The organism is Muricoccus radiodurans (genome assembly GCF_050154705.1).
In the GTDB taxonomy this organism is placed as follows: Bacteria; Pseudomonadota; Alphaproteobacteria; order Acetobacterales; family Acetobacteraceae; genus Roseomonas; species Roseomonas radiodurans.
The window spans coordinates 5,983,757-5,997,922 of the sequence record NZ_CP189561.1 but is presented as its reverse complement, the minus strand read 5'-3'; the positions used below and the strand labels follow the sequence as shown (position 1 = coordinate 5,997,922).

Below are 14,166 nucleotides of genomic sequence, written 5' to 3'. Positions count from 1 at the left end.
CCCGACGCGAGCCAGAAGGATGCCTCTGCGCCCATGAGTCTCGACCGCGTTGTTCCCGTCGTCCTGTCCGGTGGCGTCGGCACCCGGCTCTGGCCCCTCTCGCGGGAAGCCTACCCGAAGCAGTTCTGGCCCCTGCTGGGCGAGCGGAGCATGTTGCAGGAGACGGTGGCCCGCGCCCCCTCCCCCGGCTTCGCCGCCCCGATCATCGTCGGCGCCGAGGCGCAGCGCTTCCTGGTGGCCGAGCAGATGCGCGAGGCCGGCCTGCCGGAGGCCCGGATCGTGCTGGAGCCGGCCGCGCGCAACTCGGCCCCAGCCATCGCGGCCGCGGCCCTGATCGCTGCCGAGGAGAGCCCGCACGCCGTCCTCTGGGTCATGCCGTCGGACCACGGGGTGGCCGACCTGCCGGCGTTGCACCGCGCCCTGGACCGGGCCGCCGAGGCCGCCCGGGCCGGCCACATCGTCGTGCTGGGGATGCGCCCGACCAGCCCGGAGACGGGCTTCGGCTATATTGAGCCCGGCGCGCCCCTGCCGGGGCTGGAGGGGGTCTCGGCCGTCTCCGCCTTCGTGGAGAAGCCGGACGCCGCGCGCGCGGCCGCCTTCCTGGCGGACGGGCAGCACCTCTGGAACGCCGGCATGTTCGTCGCGCGGGCGAGTGTCCTGCTCGCCGAGCTGGAGCGGCTGGAGCCGGAACTGGTCACCGCCGTCCGCGCCGCCGTGGACGGGGCCAGCCGCGACCTCGGCTTCGTGCGCCTCGCCCCCGGCTTCGCGGACTCCCCGAACATCTCGATCGACTACGCGGTCATGGAGCGCACCTCCCACGCGGCGGTGGTGCCGGCCGACCTCGGCTGGTCCGATGTCGGCTCCTGGGACGCGCTCTGGCACGCCGCGCCGAAGGACGCGGCGGGCAATGCGACCCACGGCCCCGTGCAGCTCCTCGGCGCGAAGGACTGCTATGTCCGGTCCGAGGGGATCCTGACGGCCGTCGTCGGAATGGAGGATGCGGTGGTGGTCACGACGGAGGACGCCGTGCTCGTCCTCCACCGCGACAAGGCCCAGGACGTGAAGAAGCTGGCGGAGGCCCTGAAGGCCGCCAAGCGGCCGGAGGCCGCCTCCCACCGCCGGATGTACCGCCCCTGGGGCCATTACGAGGGCCTCATCATGGGGGATCGCTTCCAGGTGAAGAAGATCCTCGTCCGGCCGGGGGAGAAGCTCTCCCTCCAGAAGCACTATCACCGGGCCGAGCACTGGGTGGTCGTGAACGGCACCGCCATCGTGGAGCGGGACGCCGAGCGGATCCTCCTGCGGGAGAACGAGAGCGTCTACCTGCCGCTGGGCTGCGTCCACCGGATGGAGAACCCCGGGATGATCCCGCTGACGCTGATCGAGGTGCAGGTCGGCTCCTATCTCGGGGAGGACGACATCGTCCGCTTCGAGGACACCTACGGCCGGGCGTGACGCCCGGCCCCGCGCCGGGTCAGACCACCCAGGAGACGACGAGGCTGACCGCGGCGGCCGCCATGGCCGCGGTCGCCGCCCAGCCGAGCCAGCGCAGCGGGCCCGACAGCGCCGCCTCCCGCATCAGGGCGGGGTCGGAGGCCATGCGGAGCACGAGCGCCATCAGCGGCGGTGCGAGCAGACCGTTCGCCACCGCGCTCCAGTAGAGCGCCTTGATCGGGTCGAGGCCGACGATGTCGAGCCCGACCGCCACCAGCACGGCGGTCGCCATGGCCGCGTAGAAGGACGGGGCGCCGAGCGGCTTGCGGTCCAGCCCCGTCTTCCAGCCAAAGCTTTCCGCCACCGCATAGGCGATCGAGCCCGCGAGCGCCGGGACCGCCAGCATGCCGGTGCCGATGATCCCGAGGGCGAAGACGTAGAAGGCCGCGGCGCCAGCGACCGGCCGCAGGGCCTCCGCGGCGGCCTGGGCGCTGTCCACCTCGGTCTGGCCGTGGGCGTGCAGGGTCGCCGCGGCCGCCCAGATGATGCAGAGCGCGACGACGTTGGAAACGGCCATGCCGACCAGCGTGTCCAGCCGGATGCGCTTCAGTCCCTCCCGCATCTCCCCGCTCGGGAGGCGGGCGCGATGGTAGCCCTCGGCCTTGCGCGCCTCCACCTCCTGGGCGGACTGCCAGAAGAAGAGGTAGGGGCTGATGGTGGTGCCGAGCACGGCCACCAGCGCCTTCAGCCCCTCGCTGCCCGACGGCAGCAACGGGATCAGCGCCCCCTTGAGCGCCGCGCCCCAGTCCAGCCCGACCATCAGCACCACGCCGACATAGGCGAGGAGCACGACGCAGAGCCACTTCAGCACTCCGGCATAGCGCTTGTAAGAAAGCAGGGCGGGCACGGCCACGCTGATCGCGCCGAAGCCGATCAGCCAGAGCCAGTGCGGTCCGCCGGCCACGAGCTGCGCCGCCGCTCCCATGGCACCGATGTCCGCCGCCAGGTTCAGCACGTTGGCGCCCAGCAGCAGCAGGACCGCCCCGTACAGGACCGGTCCGCTCGCGGTGAGGCGCAGATTCTCGGCGATGCCCCGCCCCGTGGCGAAGCCGATCCGGGCGCAGGCCTCCTGCACCGCCATCATCAGGGGGTAGGAGAGCACCATCGTCCAGCCGAGCGCGAAGCCGAACCCCGCCCCCACCTGGCTATAGGTCGCGATGCCGGAGGGATCGTCGTCCGCCGCGCCGGTGACCAGCCCCGGGCCAAGGTTCCGCAGGATGCCGCGTGGGCTGGGGTCGGGCTGGGCCGGGGTCGTCCCGCCCCGCACCGCACCGACACCGACGTCCGGCGCGGGCGGATCGAACGCAGCCTGACCTGGGGCGGTGCTCATGGGGGCGGAACGGGCTTCGTCAAGGATCGTTGCGCCGGCTTACGCTTCCCTCACCCCCGGTCCACTCTCGGGCGATGCTGATTCTCGAGATCATGCTGGCGCTGATGGCGGCCTGCATCGCCTTCGCCGTGCTCGCCCAACGGTCCCATATCCCCTACGCGGTCGTGCTCGTCCTCGGTGGGATGGTGCTGGCCTTCATCCCCGGCGTGCCGCGGGTGCGGCTGGACCCGGAGCTGGCCCTCGCCTTCTTCCTGCCGCCCCTGCTGCAGGCGAGCGCCTGGCGCACGGACTGGCACCAGTTCCGCTTCAACATCCGCGCCATCCTGCTGCTGGCGGTGGGCTGCGTCGTGTTCACGGCGCTCTGCGTCGCCGTGATGATGAAACTCGTCCTGCCGGAGCTGCCCTGGGCGGCGGCCATCGCGCTCGGGGCGGTGGTGGCGCCGCCGGATGCGGTGGCGGCGGCCTCCGTCCTCGCGCGGCTGCCGATCCCGCGCCGCCTCGTGACAGTGCTGGAGGGGGAGAGCCTCGTGAACGACGCCTCCTCTCTCGTGCTCTTCCGGCTCGCGGTCGGGGCCCTGGCGGTGGGCAGCGTGTCGCCCTGGCTGGCGGCGCTGTCCTTCCTCGGCGTCGCGCTCGGGGGTCTGGCGATCGGCTGGGTGGTGGCGCGGCTGGCCATCCTCGTCCTGCCCCGGCTGTCGGACACGCTGCTGGAGGTCGCGGTCTCCTTCCTCATGGCCTACGCGGCCTTCCTCGCGGCGGAGGCGGTGCATGTCTCCGGCGTCATCGCGGTGGTGACCGTCGGGATCATCGTGGGGCGGCGGCAGCACGAGGTGCTCAGCGCCCGCACCCGGGTGGAGGCGCTGGCCACCTGGCGCTTCATCGAGTTCGTCCTCACCAGTCTCGTCTTCATCCTGGTGGGGCTGCAGCTGAACGGGATCCTGGAGCGTCTCTCGGCCTATTCCCTGCCCTTCCTGATCGGGACGGCGGTGGCGCTCTCGGTCACGCTCATCGTTTCCCGCATCATCTGGGTCTTCCCGGCCACCTACATCCCGCGGCTGATCCCGGCGATCGCCCGACGCGACCCGCCGCCACCGCCGTCCCAGGTGATCGTCGTGGCTTGGGCCGGCATGCGAGGCGTCGTGTCCCTCGCCGTGGCGCTGGCCCTGCCGCTGGATGTGCCGGACCGCGATCTCCTCATCTTCCTGGCGTTCTGCGCCATCCTGGCCACGCTGGTGGTGCAGGGGACGACCCTGGAATGGGTGATCCGGCGCCTGCGCGTACAAAATCCGCCCCGACGGGGCATGCACAAGGACGAGGCCGCCGCCCGCCGTGTCATGGCGGCGGCCGAGCTCTCCTCCCTGGAGGCGCAGCTGGAGACGGAGACCTATGGCGGCATCGCGCGCGACCTGATCGCCGAGTACCGGGACCGCCATCGGATCTGGCGCACCGTGTCCCGCGGCGGCCCGCAGGCGGAGCTGCGCGCGCGGCTGCAACTGCGGCTGGCCGCCGTCCGCGCGGCCCGCGCCGGGCTGATGGACCATCACGGCACGGAGAACCTGCCGGAGGAGATGCTCGCCGCGCTGGTGTCCGAGACCGACCACGAGGAGCTGCGGCTGGTGCAGCAGCTCGAGCAGACGGGCTGAGAGGAGTCCGGACGCCGCCGCGGGGCGGCGTCCGGGCGGTGCGCTAGCCCCGCGCCGCGGCGAGCTGCTGCTTCGCCGCCGTCAGCATCAGGCCGCTGTCGTTGCCGATGGTGCCGAAGGTGAAGCCCATGCCGTGGGCGCGCTTCACATAGGCGCCGGTCAAGCAGTGGATGCCGGCCCACTGCCCACGCCTCTGCGTCGCCTGGATCAGGTGCTCGTAGATCTTCAGGATCTCCGGCTCCTCACGATCCAGGTGCGGCGGCAGGATGCCGAGCGAAATGCCGAGGTCGGTCGGTCCGACATAGATCCCGTCCACGCCCGGGACGTCGAGGATGGCGTCGAGGTTGTCCAGCGCCTCCTTCGTCTCGATCATCGGCAGGCACAGCACCTCGTCATTGGCCGTGTTGAAGTAGCCACCCGCCTCCCCGTAGATGCCGGCGCGGATCGGCCCGTTGGAGCGCGTGCCCTTCGGCGGATACTTGCAGGCGGAGACGAAGGCCTCGCACTGCGCCTGCGTGTTCACCATCGGGCAGATCAGGCCCTGGGCGCCGCCGTCCAGCAGCTTGCCGATGATGCCCGGCTCGTTCCAGGGGGTGCGCGCCATCGGCGTCGGGCCGTGCGGTTGCATGCCCTGGAAGCAGGCCACGGCCGACTGGTAGTCCTGCACGCCGTGCTGCAGGTCCACGGTCAGGCTCTCGAAGCCGGCCTGGGCCATCACCTCGGCCGAGAAGGCGGCGGGGATGGCGAGCCACCCGTTCACCGTCTTCTTCCCGGCCTTCCAGGCATCCTTCAGCTTGTTCGCCACGCCTCGTCCCTTCCCTTTCGGTGCGCGGCATCCTTCCGCATCCGGCGCGGCGCGTCCATCCGGGGCGGCAGGGGAAGGGGCGCATTCCCGCGCGACGGCCGGGGCGCCGCAGCGGGCGGGACGCGCGCTAAGCTCCGGGCATGATCCCCCTGTTGATCCAGCGGAATGCCGACGGCTTCGAGGCCGACCCGCTCTTCGGGACGCCGTGCGAGTCCTACCAGCTCCAGATCGCCCTATCGGACGAGGAAGCGGTCGCCGGGCTCCAGCGGGCCGTCCTGGACGCCGCGCCCGGCGCTTTTCACGCGATGCCGCGGCACGGCTTTCACATCACCGTCCTGCCGCTGATGGACGCGGCGGAGCGCCTCTCCGAGCCGAAGGCGGCCCTCTGGGCGCGGCATTCCGGCGCATGGCGCAACGCCATCGCGCGGGCCTGCGCGGCGCTGCCACCGCTGCGGATCCGCTTCGACTCGCTACGATACGACCGCCAGGCCGTTATCGCCCTGGACCTCGACAATCCTCTCTCGGCGTTCCGGAATTCACTCGCCGGACCCTGCAGCCTTCCGGAGCGCCGCATCCGCCTGCCGAGGATCACCCACGCCACCCTGGCACGGGTGCGAGACCCCGCCCACGTCCGCCTGGCCGAGGCGGAGCGAGCGGGAGGGGCCGAGTTCGCGGTCCGGGAACTTCGGCTGATCCACGAGACCACCTTCCCTACCCTCGCCTATGAGGTGCTGGAGGTCTTCCCACTCCCAGGGCAGCTATCCCCTCAATCGGCCGGGCTGGCACAGATCGCGTCCGGGTCCTGATCCCGTGATCCTCGCGGGGGCGCTTGGACGGTGCGCCAGGGGGGTGCAAACCGGGCCGCAGCATGCTCCCTCCCCCGCCGCCCCTCCCGCCCGGTCCATCCCGCTGGCACGTCGCCTCCGAGACCGGACGGCTGCAGGAGGTGCTCGTCTGCTCTCCCGACCATTACCGCTGGATCCCGACCAACAGCATCGTCCGCCGCACCCTGTCCGAGGACCGGCAATCGCCCGCCCCCGCCCACCTGGCCGCCCAGCACGCGGAACTGGTGGACGCGATGCGCGGCGCGGGCGTCACGGTGCATCACGTCCCGCCGGAACCGCACCTGCCCTACATGGCCTATACGCGGGACAGCGTGGCCGTGACCCATGGTGGGCCCGTGCTGTGCCAGCTGGAGCGGCCCCAGCGCCGCGGGGAGTATGCGCCCCTGATCGACTGGCACGCCGCCCAGGGCTCCGCCTTCTGGCACAAGTCCAGCGCCGGCACGCTGGAGGGCGGGGATATCCACATCCTCCGCCCCGGCCTCGCCTGCATCGGAGCGAGCGGCGGCCGGACGGACCTGGACGGGGCGGAGCAACTCGCCGGCTGGCTGCGGGCCGAGGGCTGGGAGGTCCGGGTCGAGCCTTTCGACGAGCACTTCCTGCATCTGGACGTGCTCTTCTGCATGGCCGCGCCCGGGCTGGCGGTGGCCTGCCTGGACGTGCTGGACCCGGGCTTCGTGGCCTGGCTGCGCGGCCACGGCATCCGGACCATCCCGGTTCCCTACCGCGACGCCATGGCGCTCGGCTGCAACATCCTGGCCCTCGGCGAGGGGCGCGTGGTATCGGCCCGCGAGAGCAAGGCCCTGAACGCCTCCCTCCGCGCCGAGGGGCTGGTGGTGCTGGACCCCGCCCTTTCCCTCTTCACCGCCGGCGGGGGTGGGCCGCACTGCCTGACCTGCCCGCTGCTGCGCGACGACGACTGACCGGACGAACGCCATGAACGCCGAAACCCGCCCCGTGGACCACGTGATCGCCGCCGCGCGCGCCTTCCTGGGAGACCGGATCACCACCAATTCAGCCATCCGGGACCAGCATTCCCGCGGGGAGGACACCTCTTCCCCCGTCCAGCCGGATGCGGTCGCCTTCGCCGAGACGACGGAGGAGGTCTCGAAGCTCCTCGCCCTCTGCCACCGGTTCGAGGTTCCCGTGACCCCCTTCGGGGCGGGCACGTCGCTGGAGGGACACGTCACCCCCGTCCGCGCCGGCATCTCGCTCGACCTGTCCCGGATGAACGCGATCCTGGAGGTCAGCCAGGAGGACATGGACGGCCTGATCGAGCCGGGCGTCACGCGGCACCAGTTGAACGATCATCTGCGCGACCAGGGCCTGTTCTTCCCCGTGGATCCGGGCAGCCACTGCACCATCGGCGGCATGTGCGCCACGCGCGCGTCCGGCACGAACGCCGTGCGCTACGGCACCATCCGGGAGAACGTCATGGGGCTGGAGGTGGTGTTGGCCGATGGCCGCGTCATCAACACCGGCGGCCGCGTCCGCAAGGCCGCGAACGGCTACGATCTCACGCGCCTCTTCATCGGATCCGAGGGGACGCTCGGCGTCATCACGAAGATCCGCCTGCGCCTGCACGGCATCCCGGAGGCGACCTCCGCCGCCGTGGTGCAGTTCCCCGACCTGCGCGGCTGCGTGGAGAGCGTCATCGCCGTCATGCAGCTCGGCATCCCCGTCGCGCGGATCGAGCTTCTCGATGAGGTGCAGATGGCCGCCTGCATCGCCTACTCCAAGCTGGAGGGGTTCCAGGCATTGCCAACCCTCTTCCTGGAGTTCCACGGCACCGAGCGCGGCGTCGCCGAACAGGCGGAGGCGGTGCAGGAGATCGCGAACGGCATGGGCGGCCTCGGCTTCGCCTGGGCCACCGACCAGGAGGCGCGGAACAAGCTCTGGACGGCGCGCCACAATGCCTACTGGGCCGGGGTGGCGCTGCGGCCGAACTGCCGGGGCATCGCGACCGATGTCTGCGTGCCGATCTCCCGCCTCGCGGAGGCGCTGCTCGGCGCGAAGGAGGACATCGCGGCCTCCGGCATGACCGCGCCGATCGTCGGGCATGTCGGGGACGGCAACTTCCACACCGTCATCCTCGTGGACCAGGACGACCCGACCGCGCTGGAGCGTGCCTGGGAACTCGACAAGAAGATCGTCGCGCGCGGCCTGGCGCTCGGCGGCACCTGCTCCGGCGAGCACGGCGTCGGCCTGGGCAAGCGGGAGTTCCTGGAGCAGGAACACGGGCCGGAGGCGCTGGCCGTCATGCGCAGCGTGAAGGTGGCGCTCGATCCGAAGGGGATCATGAACCCCGGCAAGATGTTCCGGAACTGACCGCCATGCCCGTCCGCACCCTCGATGCCCCCGACGCGCCGGCGGCGCTGGGCGGCTATGCCCAGGCGGTGGAGATCTCCTCGCCCGGGCGGCTGCTCTTCATCAGCGGGCAGGTTCCCGTCGCGCCCGACGGCACCCTGCCCGAGGGCTTCGACGACCAGTGTCGCCAGGCCTGGGCGAACCTCGTCGCGCAGCTCCGGGCCGCGGGCATGGCGATCGAGAATCTCGTGAAGGTGACGATCTTCCTCGCGGACCGGGCGAACACGCTCGACAACCGCCGCATCCGGCAGGAGGTCCTGGGCGGCCACCGCGTCGCCATGACCGTCATCCTGCCGGCGATCTTCGACGAGTCCTGGCTGATCGAGATCGAGGCCATCGCGGCCGCGTGACCGCCCCGAACGACACGGCGCGGGAGGCCTCCCTGCTCTTCGTCGCGCCCCTGGTGGCCCTGGCCATGGGTCATGTGCTGTCCAACGCGGTCCGCACCCTGCCCGCCATCGCCGCGGACCTGCTGGGCCGCGACCTCGGCGTGACGGCGCAGGGGATCGCCTCCCTCACCGGCGCCTACCACTTCGCCTTCGCGCTGGCGCAGATCCCGATCGGGGTCGCGCTGGACCGCTTCGGGGTCCGGCGCGTCTCGCTCACCCTCCTCTCCATCGTCGCCGTCGGCTCCGTCATCGCGGCCCTGGCGGGAGGTCCGGCGGGCTTCCTGATCGGGCAGGTCGTGCTGGGGGCGGGCTGCGGCGGCATGCTCATCTGCCCGATGACGCTCGCCGCCAAGACGCTGACGCCGGCCCGCTTCGGCCTGTGGTCCGGGCTGATCCAGGCGCTGGGCAATTGCGGCATGCTCCTCTCCGCCTCCCCGCTCGCCCTGCTGGTGGAGTCCTCGGGGTGGCGCGCGGGCTACTGGACCTGCCTCGCCATCGCGCTGCTCGTCCTCGGCCTCGTCGCCGCCCTCGTGCGGGATGCGCCCGCCGCCGCGCCGGAGCGGAGCCTCGTCGGCGACGCGCGGGAGGTGCTGCGGCTCGCCGCCTCTCCCCTGCTGCGCGGACCGGTGGCGATCACCTTCGCGTCCTTCGCCATCGTCATTGGGGTGCGCGGCCTCTGGGGCGGCCCCTGGCTGATGGAGGTGAAGGACCTGTCCCGCATCGAGGCGGGGAACGTGCTCCTGATCGCCACGCTGTCGCTCTGCCTCGGCCCGGCCTTCTGGGGCGTGGTGGACCGGCAGATCGGCCGGCGCCGCGCCCTTCTCGCCTTCGGCCATCTCGCAGCGGCCGCCTGCCTCGTGCTGGTGGTGGCCGGCGGGCCCGGCGGGCCGCTCGGCGCCACCTCCGCGGCCGCCGACACGGCGCTGCTCTTCCTCTTCGGGCTGCTCGTCTCGGTCCAGCCGCTGGCCTTCGCGCTGACGCGGGCCGCCGTGCCGCCCGCACAGGTCGGCAAGGCCATGTCCGCGGTGAACATGTCCTTCTTCCTCGGCGCCGCCATCCTGCAGGCCGCCTCCGGGCCGGTGGTGGCGATGGCCGGGATCGGGTCGGGACTGCTCTTCTTCTCGGCGGCCACGGTGGTCTGCACCGCCTGGTTCCTGGTGGCCACGCGCCCCGGCGCGCCCGGGCGCTGACCGGCGCCGCCCGGGCGCGTCAGCGCGTCACGCGTGAGTTCCGGTCGAGCGGAGTGAATCGCAGCCGCACGCTGTCCGAACCGTCGGATGCGGTGCGGCCATCCGTCAGTTGAACAGGGTGGAGACCGAGGATTCCTCGCTGATCCGGCGCATCGCCTCCGCCAGCAACGGGGCGATGGTGAGCTGCTTGATGTTGGAGGAGACGCGCACCGCCTCGGTCGCCTGGATGCTGTCGGTGGTGATCATGTGCTCGATCGGCGCGGCGCCGATGCGGGCCACGGCCCCGCCCGAGAAGACGCCGTGCGTGACATAGACCGAGGCGGAGCGTGCACCGTTCTTCAGCAGCGCCTCCGCGGCGTTGCAAAGGGTGCCGCCGGAATCGACGATGTCGTCCACCAGGATACAGTCGCGGCCGTGCACGTCGCCGATCACGTTCATCACCTCCGACACGCCGGCCTGCGGGCGGCGCTTGTCGATGATGGCGAGGTCCGTGTGCAGCCGCGTCGCGATGGCGCGGGCGCGCACCACGCCGCCGACGTCCGGGGACACGACCATGAGGTCGCGACCCTTGAACCGCTCCCCGATGTCGCGGGCGAAGAGCGGGGCGGCGAAGAGGTTGTCCACGGGAATGTCGAAGAAGCCCTGGATCTGCCCGGCGTGGAGATCCATCGTCAGCACGCGGTCCGCGCCCGCGCGGGTGATGAGGTTGGCGACGAGCTTGGCCGAGATCGGCGTGCGGCTGCCCGATTTCCGGTCCTGCCGCGCATAGCCGAAATAGGGGATGACCGCCGTGATGCGCCGCGCGCTGGCGCGCCGCAGCGCGTCCAGCATGATCAACAGCTCCATCAAGTTGTCGTTCGCGGGATAGGAGGTGGACTGGACGACGAAGACGTCCTCGCCCCGGACGTTCTCGTGGATCTCGACGAAGATCTCCATGTCCGCGAAGCGGCGGACGCTGGCCTGGGTCAGCGGCAGGCTGAGTGCCGCGGCCACCGCCTCGGCAAGGGGGCGGTTGGAGTTGGCAGCGATGATCTTCATAGGGTGAGTCAGAGTCCCGGGCGGCGCGGCGGGTGGGGGTTAGCAACCCCTCCCGGGGCTGTCCATGCAAGAAGCCTGCGCGCGGGCATCGGCCGGGATCAGCCCAGGATCGCGGCGCGGGTATGGCGACCGGCTCGAACGGCGGGCGGCACGTCACGCGCGGCCGGCCGGGACGCCCGCGCTAGCGCGCGCGAGGCGGCGCGGGCATCGGCGCCGCCTCGCCGGCCGCCGGCGGCACGGCCGGCCCAGCCGCGCCTCGCGGCTGCGAATCCCGGCGGGTCGCCGCCTCCTCGCCCAGGCCACCGGCATTGGCGATGATGTCGCGGATGGCGCCCGAGGCCTCCTGCGCGACGACGTAGGCGACATCGCCCCAGAGGCCGTTCAGCGTACCCGCCGGCACCTCGTTCAGCTGGGCGGCCGCGCCGAGGTCCTGGCCGTCCCGGCGGGAGACGGTCCAGACGATCTCCACCCGCTGCTTGCCATTGCCGGCATCCGCCACGGTGACGCGGCCGGCGACGGCGAAGGCCGCGCCCTGCGCCCCGTCCTGCACCACCAAGCCCTTGGTCGCGAGGAAGTCGCGGATGCGGGCCGCGAGGGACTGGTTGCCATCGCCCGGCGCCCCGCGCACGCCGGTGAAACGGACCCGCGGCGGCCCGCCGGCCCCGGTGAAGGAGACCGTCTCCGACGCCCGGCGCGCGGCTTCCCCGCGCGTGAGCAGGGCGGCGATGACGGGCGCGTCGCGGACCGCCACCCGGCGCATCAGGGCGGGATCGGAGCGGCTCCAGTCGGCGATCGGGACGGGGGCGCCGCGCACCTGGCCCAGCGGGCGGCCGTCGGCGTCCTCCATGGCGTAGGACGGGACGACCCCCCGGCCCTCCAGCTCGGCGGTGACGGCAAGGCGCCAGTCCAGCGGGGCGGGCGGGCCGACGACGACGGGGACCTCCGCCCCTTCCAGCGCCTCGGCCAGCGCCACGGCGTAGTCGGCCGAGGCGGTGTCGGAGAGGAGGGCCGCGTCCGGCGCCGGCACGGCGATGCGGTAGGCCGGCGGGGCGGCCAGCATCCGGGCCTGACGCCCGGGATTGCCGCGGAAGGGCTGGGGCAGCGGGCCGCAGGCGGCGACCAGGGCAAGGGTCGCGAGGGTGAGGGCGCGCAGGATCATGGCAGGCCCTTCCTCAGCCCAGGACGCAGGAGGCCATCAGGCCCAGCAGGGCGAGAGCCAGGAACATGAACAGGTAGGGCATCGCCCCGGGCTTATCGGCCGAGGCGGCGCGCGGCGGAAGGGGTTCTCAGCGCGCGGCCTGGAGGCGGCGCGCGGTGGAAGGGGTTCTCAGCGCGCGGCCTGGAGGCGGCGCTCACCCTCCCGCGCGCGGTCCCGGCCGGGAAACTCCTGCGCCGCTGCGGCGCGGTAGTGGCGCAGGGCGGCCTCCGCGTTCCGGGCACCGCCCTCCCCGCGCTCCTCCATGCCCGCGAGGTGGAGCTGTGCCCAGGGCTCCTCCCGCAGCGCCGCCGCCGCGTACCAGCGCCGGGCGGCGGCCGGATCGGCGGGGCCACCGCGGCCGGTTTCCAGCATCCGGGCGAGATTACTCATGGAGAGGACATGGAAGGCGTCGGCGCCGCGCTGGAACCAGTTTCGCGCCGCCGCCTCGTCGCGGAAGGGGGGCGGCCCGTCGCGGTGGAGAAGGCCGAGCGCGTTCATCGCCGGGATGAAGCCCGCATCCACCGAGGCCTCCAGCAGGCGCTGCGCCTCGCGCGGGTCGGCCGGGGAACCGGGGCCGCCGCGCAGCACGATGACGCCCAGTTCCAGGGAGGCCCGGGGATCCCCGCGCTCCGCCAGCAGGCGGAGGATAGCGAGGCCGCGCGCCGGATCGGCCGCGAGGCCCTGGGCACCGCGATGCAGGCGAAGCGCCAGCGCCACGGCGTCACCCGGCCAGCCGCCCCGGGCCCTGGTGCAGTTCAGCCGAAGCGTACGGTCCTCCGGCAAGGCATTGCAGTCGGGCAGGAGCGGGCCCAGGCCCGGGTCCTCAAGGAAGCCGGCCTCCTGCAGGAATTGCACGATATCGGAGGCCATGTGGCCGCGGATGCGCAACGATCCCCCGACCGTCGCCCCGTGCGCGAGGCAGTTCTCGCGGTTGAAGGACGTGAGCTCCCGCGGCGCCAGGCGGATGTTCCGGTTCACCTCGGTGAAGCCGCTCGCATTGTCCTCGCGCAGCAGCAGGCAGCCACGGCTGACCTCGATGTTGTCGGCCCATGAGGCGCCCCAGGGCAGCTCCGGCGCGTGGTACACGCCGGGATAGACGGCCAGCCGCGTCTCCGCGTTCCCGGCAGCGCGGAGACGGCGGACCTGGTCGATGCAGACATCGGCCGGCGTGTAGTCGTCCCGCTCCGCCAGGAGAAACAGGATCGGCGCCCCCGTGGTCCTGGCGTCCCGCTGCTGGACCGAGCAGCCGGGCGTGATGGCGATGTGGGCGGCGAAGCGCACGTCCTCCGCCCGCATCTGGCGCCGCTGCTGCAGCACCGCGTTCGCGATCGCCGCGTTGCCCCCGCGCGAGAGGCCCATGATGAGGATGCGGGACGTATCCACGAAGGGCTGCGCCATCAGCCAGCGCCCGGCGGCCGCGCCGTCGAGGTTGGAATAGAACTGATCGAGCGCCGACTGGCCGCGGCTGGTCCGGCGGATGCCACGCGGCGAGAAGCTGTCCACGACGAGGGTGGCGACGCCGAGCCCGGAGAGCAGCCGGGCCCAGACGAGCTCGCTTTCCGGGTCCACGCCGCCGGAGGAGTTGACGATGACGGCGGCGGGCACCGTCCCGGCGCGGCCGGGCCGGTAGAGATCGGCGGTGACCTGGTCCTGCCGGTCCGGCGCGTCCCGCACGGGGCTGCGCGTGGGGATGGCGATGCCGCTCTCAAGCGTCACGCGGTATCGCGGAAGATGGTCGAAAACCGGGTCGGCCGGCGCCGCCCAACCGCTGGCGGAACCGAGTAGGAGCGCCACCAGGGCGCCGAGCAGCATCGTCCGGGACCGCATGACATGCCCCTGCCCATTTTGCCCCCACACTGCGCCGGCCGGA

General features: G+C 72.5%; 12 protein-coding genes. 7 read left to right on the top strand and 5 right to left on the bottom strand.

What is annotated here, in order from left to right; genetic code table 11:
- Window positions 1–33: 33 nt before the first annotated feature.
- Window positions 34–1,455 carry a mannose-1-phosphate guanylyltransferase/mannose-6-phosphate isomerase gene (locus tag ACP6CK_RS27895; protein WP_426956600.1) on the top strand — a complete coding sequence of 474 codons (1,422 nt, stop codon included), beginning with the start codon at window positions 34–36 and terminating at the stop codon, window positions 1,453–1,455.
- A gap of 19 nt (window positions 1,456–1,474) precedes the next feature.
- Here ACP6CK_RS27895 and ACP6CK_RS27890 read toward each other — a convergent pair whose 3' ends face one another.
- Window positions 1,475–2,824, bottom strand: coding sequence for an Nramp family divalent metal transporter (locus ACP6CK_RS27890; protein WP_426956599.1), 1,350 nt, complete (start codon window positions 2,822–2,824; stop codon window positions 1,475–1,477).
- 74 nt (window positions 2,825–2,898) lie between these two features.
- Between ACP6CK_RS27890 and ACP6CK_RS27885 the strand changes: the two genes are divergently transcribed.
- Window positions 2,899–4,467 carry a Na+/H+ antiporter gene (locus ACP6CK_RS27885; RefSeq protein ID WP_426956598.1) on the top strand — a complete coding sequence of 523 codons (1,569 nt, stop codon included), beginning with the start codon at window positions 2,899–2,901 and terminating at the stop codon, window positions 4,465–4,467.
- A 43-nt stretch (window positions 4,468–4,510) separates the two neighbouring features.
- On the opposite strand, the gene ACP6CK_RS27880 is transcribed toward ACP6CK_RS27885, so the two are convergent.
- Window positions 4,511–5,272: an HpcH/HpaI aldolase family protein gene (locus ACP6CK_RS27880; protein ID WP_426956597.1), complete on the bottom strand. Its 762-nt coding sequence runs from the start codon at window positions 5,270–5,272 to the stop codon at window positions 4,511–4,513.
- A gap of 140 nt (window positions 5,273–5,412) precedes the next feature.
- Here ACP6CK_RS27880 and ACP6CK_RS27875 point away from each other — a divergent pair, with 140 nt between their 5' ends.
- The 5 genes from ACP6CK_RS27875 to ACP6CK_RS27855 all read left to right on the top strand — a co-directional run bounded on the left by ACP6CK_RS27875 (window position 5,413) and on the right by ACP6CK_RS27855 (window position 10,060).
- Window positions 5,413–6,078 (top strand): 2'-5' RNA ligase family protein, encoded by a 666-nt coding sequence (locus ACP6CK_RS27875; RefSeq protein ID WP_426956596.1) that lies wholly within the window; start codon window positions 5,413–5,415, stop codon window positions 6,076–6,078.
- A 62-nt stretch (window positions 6,079–6,140) separates the two neighbouring features.
- A complete protein-coding gene (locus tag ACP6CK_RS27870; protein ID WP_426956595.1) occupies window positions 6,141–7,037 on the top strand; it encodes a dimethylarginine dimethylaminohydrolase family protein in 897 nt (298 codons plus the stop codon).
- 13 nt (window positions 7,038–7,050) lie between these two features.
- On the top strand, window positions 7,051–8,442 hold the full coding sequence (locus tag ACP6CK_RS27865) for an FAD-binding oxidoreductase (protein WP_426956594.1): 1,392 nt from the start codon (window positions 7,051–7,053) through the stop codon (window positions 8,440–8,442).
- 5 nt (window positions 8,443–8,447) lie between these two features.
- On the top strand, window positions 8,448–8,831 hold the full coding sequence (locus ACP6CK_RS27860) for a RidA family protein (protein WP_426956593.1): 384 nt from the start codon (window positions 8,448–8,450) through the stop codon (window positions 8,829–8,831).
- Window positions 8,828–10,060, top strand: coding sequence for an MFS transporter (locus tag ACP6CK_RS27855; RefSeq protein ID WP_426956592.1), 1,233 nt, complete (start codon window positions 8,828–8,830; stop codon window positions 10,058–10,060). Before ACP6CK_RS27860 ends, ACP6CK_RS27855 begins: the two co-directional genes overlap by 4 nt.
- A gap of 105 nt (window positions 10,061–10,165) precedes the next feature.
- Here ACP6CK_RS27855 and ACP6CK_RS27850 read toward each other — a convergent pair whose 3' ends face one another.
- From ACP6CK_RS27850 to ACP6CK_RS27840, 3 genes are all read right to left on the bottom strand, one after another.
- A complete protein-coding gene (locus tag ACP6CK_RS27850; RefSeq protein WP_426956591.1) occupies window positions 10,166–11,098 on the bottom strand; it encodes a ribose-phosphate pyrophosphokinase in 933 nt (310 codons plus the stop codon).
- A 181-nt stretch (window positions 11,099–11,279) separates the two neighbouring features.
- On the bottom strand, window positions 11,280–12,257 hold the full coding sequence (locus ACP6CK_RS27845; RefSeq protein WP_426956590.1) for a hypothetical protein: 978 nt from the start codon (window positions 12,255–12,257) through the stop codon (window positions 11,280–11,282).
- A 168-nt stretch (window positions 12,258–12,425) separates the two neighbouring features.
- Window positions 12,426–14,123, bottom strand: a complete 1,698-nt coding sequence (locus ACP6CK_RS27840) for a dienelactone hydrolase family protein (protein ID WP_426956589.1) — start codon at window positions 14,121–14,123, stop codon at window positions 12,426–12,428.
- Between the last annotated feature and the right edge of the window lie 43 nt (window positions 14,124–14,166).

What these genes read in the sequence shown, in the direction of transcription:
- ACP6CK_RS27845 (WP_426956590.1), bottom strand. Translation starts at nt 12,257, where the DNA reads ATGATCCTGCGCGCCCTCACCCTCGCGACCCTTGCCCTGGTCGCCGCC.
- ACP6CK_RS27875 (WP_426956596.1), top strand. Translation starts at nt 5,413, where the DNA reads ATGATCCCCCTGTTGATCCAGCGGAATGCCGACGGCTTCGAGGCCGAC.
- ACP6CK_RS27885 (WP_426956598.1), top strand. Translation starts at nt 2,899, where the DNA reads ATGCTGATTCTCGAGATCATGCTGGCGCTGATGGCGGCCTGCATCGCC.
- ACP6CK_RS27895 (WP_426956600.1), top strand. Translation starts at nt 34, where the DNA reads ATGAGTCTCGACCGCGTTGTTCCCGTCGTCCTGTCCGGTGGCGTCGGC.
- ACP6CK_RS27850 (WP_426956591.1), bottom strand. Translation starts at nt 11,098, where the DNA reads ATGAAGATCATCGCTGCCAACTCCAACCGCCCCCTTGCCGAGGCGGTG.
- ACP6CK_RS27860 (WP_426956593.1), top strand. Translation starts at nt 8,448, where the DNA reads ATGCCCGTCCGCACCCTCGATGCCCCCGACGCGCCGGCGGCGCTGGGC.
- ACP6CK_RS27890 (WP_426956599.1), bottom strand. Translation starts at nt 2,824, where the DNA reads ATGAGCACCGCCCCAGGTCAGGCTGCGTTCGATCCGCCCGCGCCGGAC.
- ACP6CK_RS27870 (WP_426956595.1), top strand. Translation starts at nt 6,141, where the DNA reads ATGCTCCCTCCCCCGCCGCCCCTCCCGCCCGGTCCATCCCGCTGGCAC.
- ACP6CK_RS27865 (WP_426956594.1), top strand. Translation starts at nt 7,051, where the DNA reads ATGAACGCCGAAACCCGCCCCGTGGACCACGTGATCGCCGCCGCGCGC.
- ACP6CK_RS27840 (WP_426956589.1), bottom strand. Translation starts at nt 14,123, where the DNA reads ATGCGGTCCCGGACGATGCTGCTCGGCGCCCTGGTGGCGCTCCTACTC.